This window comes from Trichothermofontia sp., from assembly GCF_053493415.1.
On record NZ_JBRCAD010000233.1, the window covers coordinates 13442 to 31708 of the forward strand.

Consider the following 18267-nt stretch of genomic DNA (forward strand, 5'->3'; position numbering starts at 1 on the left):
AGCCCGATACCATCCAGAATGTACTACCAATTATGTTGATTAGCTTATTCTGGATAGGGCTTTTGGTGGGTACAGGAGCTATTTACTCCGGTTATTATCTCAAGGATTGTCATGCACTGATCAGCTTCCATGAATCCTTAGAAGAACGCGGTTTTTGGCAGACATTTTCATGGTTAAATTCATACGACATTAATGTTAGATTTCGTCCCTTTTACTCATTATACATTATCACTCTCACTCATCTTATTAAATTGAATTGGCAGGTGTGGCACTGTGTAATCGGTGGTTTTGCTATTGTCAGTTGTATTTTACTCTTCAAAGCCTTAAGGAATTTCGGATTTAGTACACTAGCATCGACTGTCTTTTTGGGAATGACCTTTCTAGATGTTCAAGTTGCTAGTTGGGTGCATATATCCGTAGCTGAAACTCCTGCTTTTTTGCTCATGGCAGGCTCTATATATTGTCTCTCAAAGCTTAAAGAAACTCACCATTTACGTTGGGAAATTGCCTTTTTGATTTTAGCTATTTGTAGTTCATTATCAAAAGAAAGTTTCCTGTTTCTCCTACCAAGTCTAATTTATATTAGAGCATGGCTTGTTAATTTTGAAATCAGAAAATACATGACGACTCTCCTTGTTTTATTGCCATTTATGTTTATTTCATTTTTGTTTATTCGTAGAATTTCAATCAATCATTTCGATCTAAAAATAACAGCCATCCAAATTTTCAAATCTACCCTTTCAATCGCCTGGAATGGTTCTTTTATTTCATTATTGATTCTCATTATTTTACTTAATTTGTTTAAGCTATGGAATCACAGAATCTTTACAGTTGCTTGGGTGCCGTTAATATTGTTCCTGTTAATCATTACTCCTCAAATCTTCCTCTATGCACGTACTGGCTTCACGGAACGCTATTTTTTGCCTGGAATCTTAGGGTTTTCCATTTTATTTGCTATTTTAATAGATTATTTGATCTCTTATCCTAGGTATGTGAAGCAAGTCGCAATTGTATTAATAGTCTCAACCTTAGTTTGCAAATTCTTCCTAACCTTGAATACTGTTGAAACCTTGACAGTAGGGGGGCAGGAGACTGATAGTTTAATTCATCATATTCAGTCTACTATAGATGAAAAAGGTTTAGATAAAAAAGAAATCAATGTCCTGCTGATTACAAATCCAAGAGTTTATTATGAAGTCGGTATATCCCTGCGAAGATTCATAAAAGGTGCTAATATTTACTACTTCAATGTTGGTTCTTACCCACTAGCGGACATTCAGACGGACATCCTGATTAATGAGGAAAGTGCTGCCAAGAAACTACCTACTTTTTTTAGCCCAGAATTGGGATTTATAAAATGGAATGGTCAGCGCGATTTTGCTGCGATCGTGATTATGCCGAAACTAGAACCAATAGTGCGTGATTTTCTCAATTCAATTCCCATGTCAATGAGCGAAGCATATTATCCCTATTTACCCAATGATATATTTATCTGGAAAAATTATAAATATAATTTATTTACGCTGCCTCGCCAACAGCCTTTTATAGCCGATATGAATCATAATGCGTACTCTCCCATCATTGTCAAATGGAAAAGCTAGCTAAAAACAGAGCCTGGTAGTTATCGCTATTTCTCAACGAGAATATACCTTCTGGTCGCTCTTGGCTCAATGCTTTATAGCTCCAGAGATTAGAGGATACAGCCGTTTCCTCTCTAATGAAGTATTGTCAAGTCTTGTAAACAAGGGGCTTAAGCCCCTTGTCTGTACCCCATCAACGATGGAAGTGCCGTAAAGGGGGGAAAAGGCTAATCCACCAAGCCCGATCGCAGGGCACGAACTGCTGCTTGGGTGCGATCGCTGGCACATAGCTTATTCAGAATACTGCGCACATGGGTCTTGACCGTCCCCACGGTGATATACAGTTTTTCGGAAATTTCCGCATTGCTACAGCCCGCCACAATTAATTCCAGAACCTCTAATTCCCGTTCCGTTAACGGATCAGTCGTCAGGAGGTCATCATCCTCGCCCAGGGTTGGCCCCGTGACTAGGCGGCGGGGGGGCGAGGGCAAGGGCGGACTGGCCGCCGATCCCTGGGTTTGCTTCAGTACAATGCGGGCGATCGTTGGATCAATCCAGGCATTCCCCTCATGGGTCGCCTGCAAGGCCTCAACCAGCTTATCCATGCTGACATCCTTCATGCAGTAGGAATCGGCCCCCGCCGCAAACGCCGCCAGCACCGATGATTCATTGTCATGCATCGTGAGGATCAGGACCCGACTCTGGGGCACCGCCTGCTTAATCTCGCGGGTCAGTTCAATGCCATCGCGATCGGGCAAGCCAATATCCACTACCGCCACATCGGGTTGCTGCGCCTGCACCACCGTAAGGCCTGCCGCCGCCGTCCCCGCCTCCCCGACCACGGCAATCCCCAATCGCTGTTGCAGCCCCGTCTTTAACCCCATGCGAGTTAAGTCGTGGTCCTCAATGAGCACAACCCGAATTGTTTCCATGCTTGATCACTCCCCCGTGATTATTCTCCCGTAATCGCCAAGGCATCCACCCAAATGTAGGGACAAACCCCATTCGGTTTTACCTCTGCTTGGGGTGCCACATAGATAATCGACTGGAGGAGTTGCCGGAAATCCCCCGCCACCGTCGCCGACTCAATACTCGTCCGTTGACCATTCCGAAGCAGCCACCCATCAAAGGGCAAGGAAAACGATCCTTCTAGGGCACTCACCCCCGCATGGAGGGCATGTAAATCATCAACCAACACGACATTATCTGCCGTCGCTACATCATAGGTTGTGTCCGCAGGAACCTGGGAAAACACATGGAAAAAGTTGGGACTCACGGTTACTTTTGCGCCCATGTTGGCATTGCCCGTTGGTTGGGCATTCAGCCGTTTCGCCGTCCCGGCACTGTGCAAAAAACTAGTCAGAACGCCATTCTGAATCAGGGGCACACATCGGGTCGGAGTCCCTTCCCCATCAAAATGGCTGATCGTAATGTTAGCGGGATGGAGAGCATCATCATTCACTGACAACAGGGGGGAGGCGATCGTCTGTCCCAGGGATTCCGGCGTCGATAGGCTTTGCTTATCAAGAATACTTTGGGCATTAAACAGATTAGAAAACGCCCCCAACAAGCTCAAAAACGCCTCCGGCGAAAACACCACCCGATATTTCCCCGACGCGATTTTTTCATAGTCAAGGTGACTGATGGTTTTGTCGATCACCTCCTGCAAACAGTCCGCGATCGGCAGGGTATCCAAACTGCGGCCAATGCGGAACCCACCAGCACTACGGGGCTTTTTCCCCGCAACCTCTGTCTTGCTGTAAAGATAGACCGACGTATAAGCATTGCTCTCCTGCCGCTGGGCACCCTCACTGTTGAAGTAGAAGCGATCGATCGCCTGTTGGGATAGGCCATTATAGGGAACACTGACGATCGCCGGATGGGCCTCAAGGAGTTGTTTCTCGGCAGCCAGGAGGGTGGTCACCAGGCGTTCAATGGGAGCCGGAGGAACCCTGGGATCGGGCCACGGGGGAAGGGGTTTAGTGGCTTCAGGGCTGAAATCGGGAATATATTCCTTCGCCCCAAACGCGCTCGCTTCCTGGGCGGTTTTGAGGGCCAGTTCCAGCCCGATCGCGTCCACATCTGTCGTACTGGTAATGCCCACCGTCCCCGCCTGGTTCCAAACCCGCACCGTCACGGAAGAGCGGCTGGACGCTTCGACCTGTTTCGGTTCCCCCTGATCCACCTGGACACTGCTTTCGTCAACGGTGGCCCCATAGACATCAAATTTCGTAATTCCTAGCTGCGCCGCGATGTGCTGCGCTTGGCTGGCAAGTTCTTCAACGTTTAACATATCGCTTACTGAGTGACTGCGAATGCCAGCGCTTCTGGCCTGTGTCTACGAGTATATCCCCTGCCCTCCCCTCACCGCCTATTCCCGAATGCTTATACTAAAACAGTGAGAACACCCGCCCTGGGTGATGACACTCCAATTTCTAAATCCTGCAAGAGGACAGAGAACAGGGAACAGAGGACAAAAGAACAGACCCTAACGCCTTTCTCCCCTGTTCCCTCTCCCCTGTTCCCTCTCCCCTACCGGCCCACCATGCGTCCCCTTGCTCCTAGCCTCCAGCAGAAATTAATCAACCTCAAAACCCTGTTCGCCGATATGGAACGGGCACTCATTGCCTACTCCGGCGGCATTGACAGCACCCTAGTGGCCAAAATTGCGGTGGATGTGTTGGGCGATCGGGCCTTAGCGGTGACCGCCGTTTCCCCCTCCCTGTTGCCAGAGGATTTGGAAGATGCACGGGTACAGGCGGCCACGATCGGCATTCGCCACGAGGAAGTCACCACCCACGAACTCGATAACCCCAACTATGCCGCGAATCCAGTTAACCGCTGTTATTTTTGCAAAAGTGAATTGCACGATACCCTCAAACCCCTAGCCCTAGCGCAGGGCTATCCCTACGTGGTGGATGGCATCAATGCCGATGATTTGCAAGACTACCGCCCCGGCATCCAGGCCGCCCGTGAACGCGGTGCCCGATCACCCCTGGCAGAAGTGGGGATCAGCAAGGCCGAAGTGCGGCAACTGTCCGAGTGGTTGGGATTACCCTGGTGGGACAAACCGGCCCAACCCTGCCTGAGTTCCCGTTTTCCCTACGGTGAAACGATCACGATCGCCAAGCTGCAACGGGTTGGACGAGCAGAATATTATCTGCGGCAATTAGGTTACCGAACGGTGCGGGTACGATCGCAGGCAGATACGGCCAGGATTGAGTTACCGCCAGAGCAATTGCAAGATTTTGTGCGCACAACCGATCTCCCTGCCTTAGTCGCCACCTTCCAAGCTCTGGGTTTTATTTATGTAACCCTGGATCTAGAGGGATTCCGCAGTGGCAAACTAAACCAGGAAATCCTCTAATCCGTTTGATTCGTAATCACCCTGGCGGTGTTTGCCTGTAACCATCCCACTCTCCCGGCAATAGCCCGATTGCCTATTGTCCTAGTAGTGAATTTGGTATGATTACCCTACAAATGGGACAGGGCGATCGCCAAGCGGTCTAAAAACCGTTGGTTTTCCGCTGGCGTGCCGATCGTTACCCGCAGGCCCCCACTGATCTGCCGCACCAGAGTTCCCTGCCGCTTGAGTAATTCTGTCAGTCGCGCCAAGGCCAGATCTGCGGCAGCTTCAGACGCCAACGCTTCGGGTCGTAATCGCAAGTAGATAAAATTGGCGGTACTGGGCCACACTTGTAATTCGGGATGACGGGCTAGGGCTTCTAGGATCTGCGATCGCGCCGTCAGCATAGACGGAATTACGTCCAATAATTGATCACGGTGTTGTAACGCTACCAAAGCCGCCGCCTGGGAAGCAGCAGGTAAATTGTAGGGTAAACGCACTTTTTCCAAAATCGCCGTTAACGGTGCCGTCGCGATCGCATAGCCCACCCGATGACTGGCTAACCGAAACGCCTTGGAAAACGTGCGCAGAATGACCCAATTGGAATGCTGGGCTAGTTCGGCAACAAGCGTCTGCTGACTAAACTCAAAATATGCCTCATCAATCACCACCAGAATGTCCTCTGGTAGCTGCCGTAACCAGGTGATTTCGGCCTCGGTTAACAGGTTAGCCGTAGGTGAATTGGGATGAACCACAAACACCACCCGAATCGGCGGATTTTGAGTTTGTACAAGGGCCGCTTGGGCTGCGGCTAAATCCATCGCAAAGGTTGTGTCCGATCGCCCGATGGTCACCACGGGAATCCCCAAGGTCTGGGCCAAAATCCCATACATGACAAACGTCGGGTCCGCCACCAAGATCGAGCCTTGACCGCCCAGGCAGGTGGCAATCAGGAGCGATCGGATTAACTCATCCGACCCATTCCCCACCGAAATTTGAGCCGCCGTTACCGCAGTCCCCGCTCCCTCGTTCACATAATCCGCGATCGCCTGCTTCAGCGCCCCATGCCCGCCATCGGGATAGCGATTCGTGGCTAGTTCTTCTTGATAGGCCCAGGCCAGCTTTTGCTTTAGGTCCGAGGGCAAATCAAAGGGGGATTCATTCGCGTTCAGCCAGTCCAGCGTTTCTACCGGGGGAAAATCCGGTAACGTTTCAGGCGCGATCGCACTGTCTGGGTGGGGCGCATAGGCCACCAGTTGGGCTAATTCCGGTCGGATAAATTTGAGCATTATCTAACTCTATACCTCGCCCAAAATCTTGGGCACTTTGAAGAAATCCTCCTCGCGATCGGGGGCACTCTGGAGCATTAACTCCCGCTCCTGTTCCGGCTGGACCGTATCCGCACGGGTGACATTCGTCGCTTCGATCGCCCACGCCGTCGGCGGCACATTACTGGTATCCAACTCACTCAACTGTTCAAAATAATCAAGGATATCGTTCAGTTGCGTTGTAAATTGGGTTTCCTCCGCCTCAGTTAGCTGAAGACGGGCCAACAGGGCGACTTTTTGGACTTGCTCGCGATCGATCATGCTAGGGATAAAGGGTAAGGAACAACTGAGCGAAAATCATCGGGGACAATTTTATCCGGTTATTGGCAGCAGCATTCATTATCTCAATAAACCTACCCGCGATCGCGTTTGAGCCACGCCCTGAGATCGGCGATCGTTTCAAAATCCCACACGGCTTCTCCCAAATTCTCCAGTTGCTCCAAGGGAAGCTGATTGATCTGCTGGGTCACCGCCGCCGATAACTTACCAAAGCGTCGAGTCAACATGCGGATCAGCAGCAATCGTCCTTCCTCCTGGCGACCTTCCTGGCGACCTTCTTGGCGACCTTCCTCCTTGGCCTCTTGGTAAACCCGTGTTTCTTGTAAGGTGATCCCTAGCATGGCTTCTACCTCGGTGCGACCCAGTTGGCTGAACTTATACACCATGATCGTGGTGATCAATTCCATGATGCCACGGCGATCGGCGAGGCGGGCGGGCAGTTCTTGTTCAACCCGCTCCAGGAGCGATCGCGCAGCGGCTGGAGCCTGGGCTTCCTCGACAATGGTGAGCACCATCAAGGCCAAACCCAGGGGCAACTCTTCCGGGGAACCCAGTTCATCAAGATAAATACGATGGACGTGGTGGCTATCGAGCAGGACTTGGTAAGGGGCCAGGTCAGTTTGTTCGATGCTGCGGGAAGGATAGATAACAATGGCAAACCAGTCAGAAAATTGATCGTAGTTTTGGTATAAGAAAAAGAAGGATTCGCTAAACAGGCGTTCGTAAAGCCGTTCATCCTTCTGGAATTGGGCCTCACAGAAGCCGATAATCCTAGGACGTTTTCCTGGCGGTGGGAGAAAAATGCCATCGATCTCGAATTTGGGTTCTTTGACCGCAACGGCAGCAAAAAAGTGATAGTCTGCCGCGTGGGCGGGGGGATCGGGCAGCAGGTCCACCAGGAGGGCAGGACATTGCTGGAAGATTTGGTAGAAGAGGGAGTCACGGCGCATGGAAACTGGCGGCCACAATCGCTACGGAACCCGTTCTTTGGATACCCGTTGTTAGTCTAGAAATACACGTCAATCTTCGATCGCCCGGTGGTTTTCAGCCAGTTTTGGGCTTCGATGTAATTGTTAGGGGCAAGGCGGATCGCCCGTGTCCAGTAATCGGCAGCTTGGTCAAAGCTAGCCTCGGCTTCCTCCTCCTTACCGGCTTCCTGAAGCTTTTCCCCCTGGTAGTGATAAATCACGGCAATATTATTGAGCGCTTGGGGCAGGCGCGGATTTAGTTCTAAGGCTTGATGATAGGCTTCCAGGGCCTTGTCGTGTTCGCCGTTGCTGGTGTGGATGAGGCCAATGTTATAGAGGACATAGGCACGATCGACGGGGTCCTGCTCTAGTTTCAGGGCCTCCTGGTAGTTGTCCATTGCCTCGGCATATTCGCCATCGGCCTGGGCTGACATCCCATCCCGGTAGTAGGCAAAGGCTTCCTTGGCTTCACGCTTCGTCGGCAATACCTTCAAAATCAGGTCAGCCATGACGGTAAAGGTCTTGTCAACAAAGTTGTCGTTGCGTTGCGATCGCGGCATAGGTGACCCCTCAGGGTATCCAAATTCAGTAAACTTTTGCGGCAAAGGTAGTCGGCTGGTGGGCCTAGCTATCCAGTGTACCGCTACTCTGGGTCATGCCGATCACCATCAAGCCGATCGCGGCAGAGGAAACCCAGCGATCAAGGGGATTGTACTGAGTCGCAATATTTCTGGGCATACTGGTAATAATCAGCATTATGGGCAATGGAGTCATGAAACCACGCCAGTCCCGCACCCAATTCTTTGCCCAATCGGTACAACGCCTTTATCACGGCGAACTCCAAACGGTACTGAATCAGCTAGAAACCCAACGACGGGCGGTGCAAAAACGGGGTTTGATGGCGGCGGGTTGGATAGGCGGTTCGGTCCTAGTTCTCTTCCTCTTCGCGAGCTTGATTCGCTTGGGTGGGATGGTCCTATTTGTTTTTTTGGCGATCGCGGGGGCAACTCTCTGGTACGCATTTTTGGCCGGACCAATGGGGCAGTATCGCAATGACTTTAAGCAGCAGGTTATCCAGCGACTTGTCAAACTCTATGACAAAAGCCTGTCCTACAACCCAACGGGGGGCATCAGCCAATCAGAATTTCGCGGGAGTCAAATTTACCAGCAAAGGATCGATCGCTATCACCAGGAAGATCTCATCTATGGCTTGTTAGACAAGACTGCCGTCCGTTTTTCCGAGGTTCATGCGGAGTACAAAACCACCACCACCGACTCCAAGGGTAGACCGCAAACCCACTGGCATACAATTTTTAAGGGGGTGTTTTTTATCGCTGATTTCAATAAACACTTTCAAGGCCGGACGATCGTGCTTCCCGATCACCTTGAAAGTGCTTGGGGAGGTATGGGTTCCTGGCTACAATCGCTTATGCCGAAGCGCAACATTGGGGCAATGCCAGGGGAGTTGGTTAAGCTAGAAGACCCTACCTTTGAACGCCTATTTGCTATTTACTCTACGGATCAAATTGAAGCACGCTATATTCTGTCAACAAGTCTTATGCAGCGATTAGTCGAGTTCCACGATCGCGTAGGTAAGCCCCTTGCGCTCTCTTTTATTGACTCCAAACTGCATCTTGCCATTCCAAATAATAAAAACTTGTTTGAGCCGCCTTCGATCTGGTTCGGCTCCGCCCTCATGACCCAACAGGAAGTGCAAACCTATTTTGATGATATTAAACTCGCCGCCGCGATCGTTGAGGATCTTAACCTCAACCGCCGCATTTGGACCAAGCAGTAGCCAACCTGATCCCCCCTCCCCAACCGGACCCTATAATATCAGTACAATCACTGCTAAGGCTTCGCTAGCCAGGAGGCAGATTGGGTTTGGGAATAGGGACGGATGAGTTGTCAACGCCCTTAACATCATTTGATGGCAAATATGGGTAAACAGCGATCGACCAAATCCTCTAGTCGCAAACGCTTGCAGAAGACACAGGCTGGCCAGGGCGATCGCGTAGCGCCTCCCCTGGCGAATCGCGTAGTGTCTCCCCCCAACGATCGCTACCATGTGGGCTGTTTTGAGGCCGCGATCGATGCCATGCTCATTGCCGACGATCAGGGCCGCTATGTTGATGCCAATCCGGCGGCCTGTGAACTATTTGGCCTGCCCAAAGAGGCATTGCTCGGTTGTTGTATTGCCGACTTTTCCCAGGCTGAGTTTGACTTTGCAGCGGCATGGCAGGCATTCCTAGCGGTAGGGCAGGGACGGGGAGAGTTTAGCCTCGTGCGCTCGGATGGTGCGTTGCGGGAGGTGGAGTATGCGGCCACGGCGAATGTGGTCCCCCACTACCATTTGTCGATTTTGCGAGATATCACCGATCGCAAGCAACTAGAGCGCCAAGTACAGCAATTCCAGCAGGTTTTGGAGGAACAAGTCCGACAACGCACAGCCGCCCTACAACAGGTCAATCAGGATCTACAAGCCATCAACCAGCAGTTACAGATGGAAATCCAACAGCGGGAGCGCGCGGAGATTGCCCTGGAGTGTGCCGAAGATGGCATGTGGGATTGGCATACCGACACCAATGAGATCTACTACTCCCCTACTTGGAAAGCGATGTTGGGCTATGCCGATGACGAAATTGGCAACACTTTGGACGAATGGAATTGCCGGTTGCATCCCGACGATCGCGCGCACACCTACGCCGCCCTACACGCCCATTTCAACCGACAAACCCCAATTTATCAAAGTGAACATCGTCTCCTAGCCAAGGATGGTACCTGGAAATGGTTTCTCGATCGCGGCAAAGTCGTCGCCTGGCAGCCGGATGGTACCCCGCTACGGGTAATTGGCACCCATGTTGACATTACGGAACGGAAGCAACTGGAGCAGGCATTAGAAGCCTCACGGGCAGAACTGGCCTCTATTTTGAATAATTCCTTAGCCAGTATTGTCAAATTTGATTTATTTGCCGATGGCACAGTCATCTATGAATATTATTCACCCCATAGTGAAGTGATTTATGGGTATTCACCAGCAGAATTAATTGCTCAACCCAATCTCTGGCGATCGCGGGTATTACCCGAAGACTGGGAAGGCGTTATTATTCCTGCGACTCAATCCATTTTCCAGGGCCAAACCCAGGTGAATTTGGAATACCGATTTCGCCATCGAGACGGTTCAATTCGCTGGATGCAGGAAGCAGCGACCGCCCAATGGCAGGAGGATAAGAAGGCTTGGACTGTGACCGCTGTTGTACTTGACATCACCGCACGTAAGCAGTTAGAACACTCTCTCCAAGCTTCTGAAGCCCGTTTCCGTGCCATTTTTGAACAAGCTAAATTAGGCATTGGCTTAGTCACTCTGGAGGGTCAGTTCTTTCAAGTCAACCCTGGACTTTGCCACTTACTCGGTTATACCGAAGCTGAACTGCGAACCCTCACTTACCAGCAGATTACCCACCCAGATGATTTAGCCCTTAACCTGGCCTATACCCAGAAGCTGTTGGCGGGTGAGTTAACCAGTTATTCCTTAGAAAAACGCTACATCTGCAAAGATGGCCAGATCAAATGGGTCAACCTCATAGCCTCTAGCATCCTGGATGGGCAGGGAAATTTACAATATTTCCTGGGGATTGTGATGGATATTAGCGATCGCAAGCAAGCGGATGATGCCCTCCGGGAGAGTGAAGAACGCCTGCGATTAGCCCTAGAGTCGACTCGCATGGGTTACTGGGATTGGAACCTTGAGACCAATGAGGTGATATGGTCAGCTAGCCTAGAAACCCTCATGGGCCTAGCCCCAGGCACCTTTGATCGCCGGCTGGAAACCGTCGTTGCGATGATGCATCCGGACGATCGCCCGCGGGTGTTCGCTGCCATCCACCGTAGTATCGAACAGGACGAACCTTACGAGATTGAATTTCGGTTTATTAAACCGGATGGGACCGTGCGTTGGGCGGCAGGGCGCGGCAATGTGGTGCGGGATGCCGCGGGTCGAGCTGTGCGCATGATGGGGGTCGATATGGATATCACCGAGCGCAAGGAGGCCGAGGTGCGGCTCCGGAAACAGGAAGCGGAATTCCGTGCCCTGGCTGAAAATACCCCCGATTTTGTCGTGCGCTGCGATCGTCAGTTTCGGTATTTATACGTTAACCCCGTTGTGGAGCGTATTAATAACTTACCGGCCAGTGCCATCCTGGGTAAGACTGCCCAAGATTTGGGTTGGCCGGAGCATTTGGTCCACGGCTGGCATATCGAACTTGACCAGGTGTTTCACCGAGGCCAACCACACTCCCTGGAAGCCATCTTGCCCCTGCCCGCGGGGGACCTTACCCTGGATGCCCGGATTGTGCCGGAATTTAACACCGAGGGGGAAGTCACTTCGGTATTGGTAGTTGCCCGTGACATCACCGCCTTGAAACAGGCCCAACAGACCTTGCTGCAACAGGCAGAACACGAGCGCATCCTTAGAAGGATTACCCAAGATATTCGTGAGTTTTTGGATGTTGAGCAAGTCTTGAACACAGCCGTCCACGATATTCATCAACTCTTACAGGTCGATCGTGCTTTAATCTACCGTTTCCGCCCCGATTGGAGTGGTGACATGATTGCTGAATCGGTGGGGGAACCTTGGCGGTCAGTCTTAGGTAGCCACATCGATGATCCCTGTTTTAGGGAGAATTTAGTAGAATCCTATCGTCAAGGTAAAATTAGTTGCATTCATGATATTGAGCAGGCTGAACTCCCTGCCTGTCATGTAGAATTACTCGCCAACTTTAATGTCCGAGCTAACCTTGTTTTGCCGATCGTGGCCCAAGATACACTTTGGGGATTACTGTGTGTCCATTATTGTGACCAACCTCATAACTGGCAGGATTGGGAAGTCGAAATTGTGCAACAAATTACGGAGCAATTGGCGATCGCGATCCAACAATCGGAGTTACATCAAAAAATCCAACAATGGGCTAATACGCTGGAACAACAGGTACAAGAACGCACCGCCGAAATTCAGCGTGCACTTGATTTGGATGCGATGCTACAACGGATTACCGATCGCGTTCGTGACAGCCTGGATGAGGACCAAATCCTCGAAACCGTTGTGCAAGAATTGGGACAGGTCTTAGATCTGGAATGCTGTGATACGGGCATTTATAGCGCCGATCACACCACATCCACCATTACCCATGAATTTACCCAGTCACAGCAGTTGGCTAAGGGGACAACCTTTGCGATCGCAAATGCTCACCATTACGACATTTATGCTACCCTCTTCCAAGGAAAAGCCATCCTATTTTGCGATCTGATTCCCTGTCCTTTCCGAGCAAAGTATCAACACCTCACAACCTTAGCTTGTCCGATCCTGGATGATCAGCAGGTATTGGGAGATCTCTGGCTATACCGACAGGCATCATTTACCCCCGCAGAAGTGCAGCTAGTTCAACAAGTTGCGAATCAATGCGCGATCGCCCTGCGCCAGTCTCGCCTTTATCAAGCTGCCCAAACCCAGGTTGTTGAACTTGAACGCCTCAATCAGCTTAAGGATGACTTCTTGAGTACCGTTTCCCACGAACTGCGGACACCGATGTCCAATATCAAAATGGCAACTCAAATGTTAGAAATCATCCTGAAAAAGTTGGGGATTCTCATGGATGAATCTACCCCGATTAATCGCTATTTTAATATCCTACAAGAGGAAGGACAGCGGGAGATCAACTTAATCAATGATCTCCTTGACTTAACTCGCGTCGATTCAGGGGCAGTAACCCTTAACCTCACAACCATAGAACTGCCCGTATATCTGCCTCACCTTGCGGAGTCCTTTGTGGAGCGAACTCACCAGCAACACCAAGCGCTCGTCTTCCAACTGCCAGCCGATCTTCCCCCACTAACGACAGATATCACCTATCTGGAGCGCATTCTCACGGAACTACTGAACAATGCTTGTAAATACACGCCTTCCCAGGAAACCATTACGGTATCAGCCCAGGCTCAATCAGAAAATTTAGTGATTCGGGTGATTAATTCTGGGGTTGAAATTTCTGAAGTCGAGTGCGATCGCGTGTTCGATCGCTTTTATCGCATTCCTAATAATGATCCCTGGAAGCATGGCGGCACGGGCCTAGGATTAGCATTAGTAAAAAAACTGGTCGAACGCCTAGAGGGTACGATCCACATTGAAAGCGGCAATGGCCGAACTGCCTTTGTCTTAACCTTTCCGTTGCTGACTGAATCCATAAAAATTTTATAAAAATATTATAAATTTCTTAGGGATAGAATTTTGTGATAAAGGCCCCACCCTACCATCAGATCTGAGAGAATTTTTTAAAAAAGGGGATTGCAGTTAAAACCGTGACACGAACCTTAACCTTTGGCTAATCTCAGCCTTTTCTCGCGTTTGTAGTGGTGACTTTAGTCGCCCCAACGACCTGTTTCTGGACTTTTCAAACACCTTCTTAGAAGATGTTTTAGAAGGCAAACCGCACGATCGCATCACAATCGCATCACAACGGATTGCGCCCGTGGGCAGTCTACCCTACTCTTGCCACCAGAAGCCGGACATAAAAATTATTATTAATTTTTTTAAGAAACTGATCGAAACTGGCTTGACACGATGATCGACAGGCACGCTTCGGTTAAGCATGAGTTGCCAGCTTCTCCATAATCGAACCTTACAGGATAAGGCACTTGATTTCAGTTGACAAGATCCTGTAGATTAGTATTAAGCAACATTAAAACTCGTTGTCAGGTGTCTGATTACCCAATGAGTCATCGGCAACCTGGTTGCTGCCTAGCGTCCTTACGGGACAATGCTGAAATTCGTTATTCACTGTGGGAGTGAAACGATCTATGGTGTCAATTCGTGAAATGAAGTGGGCGGGAGTTGCACTGTCGCTACTCGTACCAGCCGTGCTGGCCGCACCCGCATCCGCCATTCCCGCCGCCGTGCGTGGGATCGTGACGGAAATTGATGAAGAAAGCAATATGGTGACCCTGGAGCAACCCTGGGGCGAACCGATTACGATCGACGTATCCTACTGGCGGCGCAACCGTCCGGGTCCCTTTGACCCCCTCATGGTGGGTACGGATACCGCGATCGTCCTGATGAAGGATATGGATACGCCTGTTGCACAGAAAGTTTGCACCTGCGTCGCGCCGATTCCAGCCTTTGTTGCTGTCGAACCGATCGCGATGCCCGTGTTGCCAGAGCGGGAACCGTTCACTGAACCACCGCTGTCGCCTAGACCGTATACGCCTGCGCCAGCACCCGCGCCAGTCCCAGCCCTTTGGTAGTCTGTTTATTCAGAGTAGGGGTGGGGCCTAGCTGCCACCTCTATCGCAGGATATAAATCCTGGTTCGGCTCTCCTCACACTTCTCGCGTGCTTTCCTCGTTATTCCGCCCATTCCGCGATCTAGCCAATTCCCTAACAAGCCGACGTGGCCAATGGACTCCAGGCGAGGTAGGGTAAAGCTGTGGCTGTCATCCGAATCTGCTCCGCATGGCTCACCAACTGACCGCAGGCATCCCACGTTCCCGTGAGAAACATCTGGCGGGCACCTTCATTCAGGTTGATCGCCACGGTCAGATCGCCGCAGGTGGCTTGCATGGTTTCCAGGTTCACCGTAACTAATTGTTCGGGATGAGCCGCAATCTGGGCTTGCAGTTGGGCCACGTTTTCGGCCTCTGATGTCACACAGGGAATGCCCATCGCGACACAGTTCCCAAAGAAAATCTCGGCAAAGCTTTCCCCGATCACCGCCCGAATCCCCCACTTAGCCAAGGCTTGGGGCGCGTGTTCACGGGAGGAGCCACAGCCAAAGTTACGATTCACCACCAGAATTTCGGCCCCCTGGTATTGGGGTTGATCAAAGGGATGGTCGCCCTTGCGGGCCGCGCGATCGTCGGCAAAGACATTGGCCCCCAGCCCGTCAAAGGTAACACAGCGCAGGAAACGGGCGGGAATGATGCGATCGGTGTCAATATCGTTGCCCACTAGGGGAATGGCGCGTCCAGAAAGTTGCTGAACCTGACTCATAGGCTTGGTGAGTGAGCGTTGGGGAAATCACGTTTGCTTTAACAGCATAGCGTACCTGTTTGAACCGAAATCTTGGGATTGGGCGGGTTGGTTGTGGGATAGCCCTGGATATGGGTTGATTGTGGGATAGCCGTCTCGGCTGTCCCTAGGGCTAGGGCAGGTAGGCGCTCAGTTGTCTCTGGAGTAGGTAGGCGATCGGCTGTCTCTGGGGCAGGCTCTCGTTGGGGCAGGCAGGATGCCTACTCCACAATTGTTTTTCGATGTACTGAGCTTATCTCTTAGAGGGTGTTTGAAAAGTCCAGAAACAGGCCGTTTGGGCGGCTAAAGTCGCCACTACAAACGCAAAACAACCCTGAGGACAGCTAAACGCTGAAGTTCGTAGTCGCGGTTTTAACCGCGATCCCCCTTTTAAAACATCCTCTTAGCAGCAGGGATCTGGGTGCAACCCGCCCCCCCTACTGTATCCAGACGGTTTTGGTGTTGACGAATTCTAGAATGCCCTCGCGGCTGAGTTCGCGGCCATAGCCCGATCGCTTGATGCCGCCAAAGGGTAAACGCGGGTCTGATTTCACCATGCCATTGATAAACACCGATCCGGCCTCCAATTCGCGCAGGAACCGTTCGGCTTCGGCAGGTACCTGGGTCCAGGCGCTGGCACCGAGGCCATAGGGGGAACAATTGGCCAGCCCGATCGCGGCATCCAGATCCGGTACCCGGAACAGCAGCGCCACGGGGCCAAAAAACTCCTCATCATAGGCGGGACAGCCTACGGGTAAATTCGTGAGAATGGTGGGCGGATAGAAATGGCCTTTCGCCAGGGGAGAATCGGGATCGGATTGGGCATAGGGTTGGCCGCCGCAGAGGGCCGTTGCCCCCTGTTGCAGGCAGGCTTGTACCAGGCGATCGAGGTCGGCCACAATTCCCCCCGTCGCCAGGGGACCCAGGTCCGTTTCCGGCAGCATCGGATCACCTACCTTCAGGGCACGGTATTTCTCCAGTAGCCGCTGTTCAAATTCGTCGGCGATCGCCTCGGCCACAATAAACCGCTTCGCTGCAATACAGGACTGGCCGGTGTTAATCATTCGAGCCGTCACCGCCGTCGCCACTGCCGCCTCCAGATCGGCGCTGGGCATGACAATGAAGGGATCACTGCCGCCCAATTCCAACACGGTTTTCTTCAAATTTTGACCCGCCGCCTGGGCTAAACTTGCCCCTGCCGGTTCACTCCCCGTCAAGGTTGCCGCCTTAATCCGGTCATCGGCCATGAGGGGAGCCACCCGCTTGGCTTCGATCAGGAGGGTTTGGAAGGCCCCCGCTGGGAAACCTGCTTCCGCCAGGATATCGGCGATCGCGAGGGCGCACTGGGGCACATTCGAGGCGTGCTTGAGTAACCCCACATTCCCCGCCATCAGGGCCGGAGCCGCAAAGCGGAACACCTGCCAAAAGGGAAAATTCCAGGGCATCACCGCCAGAATCACCCCCAACGGTTGGTAGCACACAAAGCTGCGGCTGGCATCGGTTGCGATCGGCACATCCGCCAACATCACCGCCGCCTGATCCGCATAGAAACGGCAAACCAGGGCACACTTGTCTACTTCTGCGATCGCCGCCTTAAGGGGCTTCCCCATTTCCAGCGTCATCAACTTCGCGTAGGCATCCCGATCGCGCTCTAGGATCGCCGCTGCTGCCCGCAGCCAGGTGGCCCGTTGTGCAAAGGTCGTCTGGCGATAGGATAGAAACGTTGTTGCTGCTGCCGCTAGTTTCGCTTCTAACTCGGTGTCACTCAAGGGGGCAAAGGTTTTGAGGACTTCCCCAGTGGCTGGGTTAAGGGTTGCGATCGCCATAGGTTTTTCCTGCACGGAAGAATGGAGGGCGATCGGCCTGAAGGTCTTGGGGCGAATCGCCTTTCCCCGTTATAGCGCCACTCAGGGGAACTGCTGACAAAAACTTAGCCATTGTTCACCAAAGCAGAGGGCCAACAGGTAAGAATAGAACAGGAATGGATTAAATCAACCCCTAGGGACACCCGTCCTGAACTGCCCTAGTCGTCCGTCAAGCTGAAGGGGGTAGGTTGGGTCAAACGCAGGGCGACCCAACACAACGTGAACAGGTTGAGTCTTGCCAACTCGACACCAACCGACCAGCCCCCAGTGCTGGGATGACAGACGACTAGCACACCGGATAACCCATCAGTTACAGACATCAGTTACAGAGGAGGACAACGATCGGTATGGTGAGGAGTTTTTGGCCGTCTAGCCCCGTTCGCCCTTGGCACCGCCTGCTCGGCTCAACCTTCTTGACAGTGATGTTGGCATCACCCGCCCTGGCACAAGTACCCGAAGCCCCATCTGCTGAAGCTTCTCCCTTGCCGACGACTGAGTTGGAGGCCCTCTTGCCAACGGTACCGCCCGATATCAATCCCGCTGCTGCCCCCACTGCCCCCACCCCAACCACAACGGCCTTTAATCCAAGCGTGATGCTGTTGGATCAACCGGCCTTACCGCAACTGGGTGACTCGAAGGACTTTCTGCCGGATGAGGCCCGCACCCGTTTGGTCTTGCGGCTGGGCGATCGCCGGGTCTATGTCTACCGGGGCGATGAAGCCGTGGTCAGCTATCCCGTCGCGATCGGGCGTTCCGGTTGGGAAACCCCCAAGGGCAGCTATGAAGTAATTCAGATGACCAAAGATCCCGCATGGCGGCATCCCTGGGAAGGCTACGTGATTCCCC

At 52.0% G+C, this 18267-nt stretch carries 16 protein-coding genes; 6 read left to right on the top strand and 10 right to left on the bottom strand.

Translation table 11 applies throughout. The annotated features are described in order from the left end of the window. Positions 1-32: 32 nt before the first annotated feature. On the top strand, positions 33-1601 hold the full coding sequence (locus ACWIUF_RS20425) for a hypothetical protein (RefSeq protein WP_448574382.1): 1569 nt from the start codon (positions 33-35) through the stop codon (positions 1599-1601). A gap of 206 nt (positions 1602-1807) precedes the next feature. On the opposite strand, the gene ACWIUF_RS20430 is transcribed toward ACWIUF_RS20425, so the two are convergent. Then, positions 1808-2512: a response regulator gene (locus ACWIUF_RS20430; RefSeq protein WP_448574383.1), complete on the bottom strand. Its 705-nt coding sequence runs from the start codon at positions 2510-2512 to the stop codon at positions 1808-1810. 20 nt (positions 2513-2532) lie between these two features. After that, on the bottom strand, positions 2533-3873 hold the full coding sequence (locus ACWIUF_RS20435; protein ID WP_448574384.1) for a TldD/PmbA family protein: 1341 nt from the start codon (positions 3871-3873) through the stop codon (positions 2533-2535). 252 nt (positions 3874-4125) lie between these two features. Here ACWIUF_RS20435 and larE point away from each other — a divergent pair, with 252 nt between their 5' ends. After that, positions 4126-4947, top strand: a complete 822-nt coding sequence (gene larE / locus ACWIUF_RS20440) for an ATP-dependent sacrificial sulfur transferase LarE (protein ID WP_448574385.1) — start codon at positions 4126-4128, stop codon at positions 4945-4947. A 107-nt stretch (positions 4948-5054) separates the two neighbouring features. Here larE and ACWIUF_RS20445 read toward each other — a convergent pair whose 3' ends face one another. The 5 genes from ACWIUF_RS20445 to ACWIUF_RS20465 all read right to left on the bottom strand — a co-directional run bounded on the left by ACWIUF_RS20445 (position 5055) and on the right by ACWIUF_RS20465 (position 8275). Then, positions 5055-6215 (bottom strand): histidinol-phosphate transaminase, encoded by a 1161-nt coding sequence (locus tag ACWIUF_RS20445; RefSeq protein ID WP_448574386.1) that lies wholly within the window; start codon positions 6213-6215, stop codon positions 5055-5057. Positions 6216-6224: 9 nt separating this feature from the next. Next, entirely contained in the window at positions 6225-6515 is a 291-nt protein-coding gene (gene gatC, locus ACWIUF_RS20450) for an Asp-tRNA(Asn)/Glu-tRNA(Gln) amidotransferase subunit GatC (protein ID WP_448574387.1), read from the bottom strand. A gap of 92 nt (positions 6516-6607) precedes the next feature. Next, positions 6608-7483, bottom strand: coding sequence for an Rpn family recombination-promoting nuclease/putative transposase (locus ACWIUF_RS20455; protein WP_448574388.1), 876 nt, complete (start codon positions 7481-7483; stop codon positions 6608-6610). A gap of 56 nt (positions 7484-7539) precedes the next feature. Continuing rightward, positions 7540-8061 (bottom strand): photosystem I assembly protein Ycf3, encoded by a 522-nt coding sequence (locus ACWIUF_RS20460; protein ID WP_448574390.1) that lies wholly within the window; start codon positions 8059-8061, stop codon positions 7540-7542. 64 nt (positions 8062-8125) lie between these two features. Further along, positions 8126-8275 (bottom strand): hypothetical protein, encoded by a 150-nt coding sequence (locus ACWIUF_RS20465; RefSeq protein WP_448574391.1) that lies wholly within the window; start codon positions 8273-8275, stop codon positions 8126-8128. Between ACWIUF_RS20465 and ACWIUF_RS20470 the strand changes: the two genes are divergently transcribed. The 3 genes from ACWIUF_RS20470 to ACWIUF_RS20480 all read left to right on the top strand — a co-directional run bounded on the left by ACWIUF_RS20470 (position 8274) and on the right by ACWIUF_RS20480 (position 14794). Then, positions 8274-9299 (top strand): DUF3137 domain-containing protein, encoded by a 1026-nt coding sequence (locus ACWIUF_RS20470; protein ID WP_448574392.1) that lies wholly within the window; start codon positions 8274-8276, stop codon positions 9297-9299. The genes ACWIUF_RS20465 and ACWIUF_RS20470 overlap by 2 nt on opposite strands. A 132-nt stretch (positions 9300-9431) precedes the next feature. Continuing rightward, positions 9432-13751 carry a PAS domain S-box protein gene (locus ACWIUF_RS20475; RefSeq protein ID WP_448574393.1) on the top strand — a complete coding sequence of 1440 codons (4320 nt, stop codon included), beginning with the start codon at positions 9432-9434 and terminating at the stop codon, positions 13749-13751. A gap of 599 nt (positions 13752-14350) precedes the next feature. After that, positions 14351-14794: a hypothetical protein gene (locus ACWIUF_RS20480; RefSeq protein WP_448574394.1), complete on the top strand. Its 444-nt coding sequence runs from the start codon at positions 14351-14353 to the stop codon at positions 14792-14794. Between the two features lie 132 nt (positions 14795-14926). On the opposite strand, the gene leuD is transcribed toward ACWIUF_RS20480, so the two are convergent. The 3 genes from leuD to ACWIUF_RS20495 all read right to left on the bottom strand — a co-directional run bounded on the left by leuD (position 14927) and on the right by ACWIUF_RS20495 (position 17741). Further along, positions 14927-15538, bottom strand: a complete 612-nt coding sequence (leuD, locus tag ACWIUF_RS20485) for a 3-isopropylmalate dehydratase small subunit (RefSeq protein WP_448574395.1) — start codon at positions 15536-15538, stop codon at positions 14927-14929. Positions 15539-15993: 455 nt separating this feature from the next. Continuing rightward, positions 15994-17382 (bottom strand): NAD-dependent succinate-semialdehyde dehydrogenase, encoded by a 1389-nt coding sequence (locus ACWIUF_RS20490; protein ID WP_448574396.1) that lies wholly within the window; start codon positions 17380-17382, stop codon positions 15994-15996. A 197-nt stretch (positions 17383-17579) separates the two neighbouring features. After that, positions 17580-17741 (bottom strand): hypothetical protein, encoded by a 162-nt coding sequence (locus ACWIUF_RS20495; protein WP_448574397.1) that lies wholly within the window; start codon positions 17739-17741, stop codon positions 17580-17582. Between the two features lie 27 nt (positions 17742-17768). Here ACWIUF_RS20495 and ACWIUF_RS20500 point away from each other — a divergent pair. After that, positions 17769-18267: L,D-transpeptidase (locus ACWIUF_RS20500; RefSeq protein WP_448574398.1), on the top strand; the 499-nt coding region annotated here is incomplete at its 3' end.

What these genes read in the sequence shown, in the direction of transcription:
- ACWIUF_RS20425 (WP_448574382.1), top strand. Translation starts at nt 33, where the DNA reads ATGTTGATTAGCTTATTCTGGATAGGGCTTTTGGTGGGTACAGGAGCT.
- ACWIUF_RS20430 (WP_448574383.1), bottom strand. Translation starts at nt 2,512, where the DNA reads ATGGAAACAATTCGGGTTGTGCTCATTGAGGACCACGACTTAACTCGC.
- ACWIUF_RS20435 (WP_448574384.1), bottom strand. Translation starts at nt 3,873, where the DNA reads ATGTTAAACGTTGAAGAACTTGCCAGCCAAGCGCAGCACATCGCGGCG.
- larE (WP_448574385.1), top strand. Translation starts at nt 4,126, where the DNA reads ATGCGTCCCCTTGCTCCTAGCCTCCAGCAGAAATTAATCAACCTCAAA.
- ACWIUF_RS20445 (WP_448574386.1), bottom strand. Translation starts at nt 6,215, where the DNA reads ATGCTCAAATTTATCCGACCGGAATTAGCCCAACTGGTGGCCTATGCG.
- gatC (WP_448574387.1), bottom strand. Translation starts at nt 6,515, where the DNA reads ATGATCGATCGCGAGCAAGTCCAAAAAGTCGCCCTGTTGGCCCGTCTT.
- ACWIUF_RS20455 (WP_448574388.1), bottom strand. Translation starts at nt 7,483, where the DNA reads ATGCGCCGTGACTCCCTCTTCTACCAAATCTTCCAGCAATGTCCTGCC.
- ACWIUF_RS20460 (WP_448574390.1), bottom strand. Translation starts at nt 8,061, where the DNA reads ATGCCGCGATCGCAACGCAACGACAACTTTGTTGACAAGACCTTTACC.
- ACWIUF_RS20470 (WP_448574392.1), top strand. Translation starts at nt 8,274, where the DNA reads ATGAAACCACGCCAGTCCCGCACCCAATTCTTTGCCCAATCGGTACAA.
- ACWIUF_RS20465 (WP_448574391.1), bottom strand. Translation starts at nt 8,275, where the DNA reads ATGACTCCATTGCCCATAATGCTGATTATTACCAGTATGCCCAGAAAT.
- ACWIUF_RS20475 (WP_448574393.1), top strand. Translation starts at nt 9,432, where the DNA reads ATGGCAAATATGGGTAAACAGCGATCGACCAAATCCTCTAGTCGCAAA.
- ACWIUF_RS20480 (WP_448574394.1), top strand. Translation starts at nt 14,351, where the DNA reads ATGGTGTCAATTCGTGAAATGAAGTGGGCGGGAGTTGCACTGTCGCTA.
- leuD (WP_448574395.1), bottom strand. Translation starts at nt 15,538, where the DNA reads ATGAGTCAGGTTCAGCAACTTTCTGGACGCGCCATTCCCCTAGTGGGC.
- ACWIUF_RS20490 (WP_448574396.1), bottom strand. Translation starts at nt 17,382, where the DNA reads ATGGCGATCGCAACCCTTAACCCAGCCACTGGGGAAGTCCTCAAAACC.
- ACWIUF_RS20495 (WP_448574397.1), bottom strand. Translation starts at nt 17,741, where the DNA reads ATGTCTGTAACTGATGGGTTATCCGGTGTGCTAGTCGTCTGTCATCCC.